Source organism: Bacteroides sp. AF34-31BH, from assembly GCF_003602795.1.
GTDB lineage: Bacteria > Bacteroidota > Bacteroidia > Bacteroidales > Bacteroidaceae > Bacteroides > Bacteroides uniformis.
Genome location: NZ_QTLV01000041.1, coordinates 1 through 769, shown reverse-complemented (window position 1 = coordinate 769; position 769 = coordinate 1). Strand labels below are relative to the sequence as shown.

The 769-nt window shown below is 45.5% G+C and carries 1 pseudogene; it reads left to right on the top strand.

Annotation, left to right across the window (positions count from 1 at the left end):
• A pseudogene (gene fucI, locus DWZ67_RS19965) lies at positions 1-769 on the top strand (L-fucose isomerase); the annotation flags it as partial.

The window sequence follows — 769 nt, the reverse complement described above, 5'->3', positions numbered from 1 at the left end:
TAGCTGTGGCTACAATGAAGGGGAAATCCTATCTTTCAATCGGCAGTGTATCCATGGGCATTGCAGGCTCTATTCCCAATCCTGATTTCTTCCAGGAGTATTTGGGCATGCGTAATGAGTATGTGGATGCCAGTGAGATAGAACGTCGTGTCCAGCTGGGCATTTATGACCATGAAGAGTTCGCACGTGCCATGGCATGGACAGAAAAGTATTGCAAGAGTAATGAAGGGACAGACTTTAATCCGGAACATCTAGTATATTCCCGTGAAGAGAAAGATGCCCGTTGGGAATACGTGGTAAAAATGACCCTTATTTTCCGTGATATGATGATTGGCAATCCGAAATTGGCTGAAATGGGGTTCAAGGAAGAGTCAATGGGACACAATGCGATTGCCGCGGGTTTCCAGGGACAGCGCCAGTGGACGGATTATAAGCCTGACGGTGATTTTTCAGAAGCTATACTGAATACTTCTTTCGATTGGAACGGTATCCGTGAAGCATTTACTTTCGCTACGGAAAATGATACGCTGAATTGTACTTCAATGCTCTTCAATCATCTATTGACCAATACTGCACAGATATTTGCGGATGTGCGTACTTATTGGAGTCCGAATGCCATAGAACGGGTAACGGGTAAGAAATTGGAAGGTAAGGCGGCAAACGGTTTCATTCACCTGATCAACTCAGGCTCCTGTACGCTTGATGGGACAGGCTGCCAGACACGTGACAATAAACCGGTAATGAAGCCTTTCTGGGAAATTACGGAAGA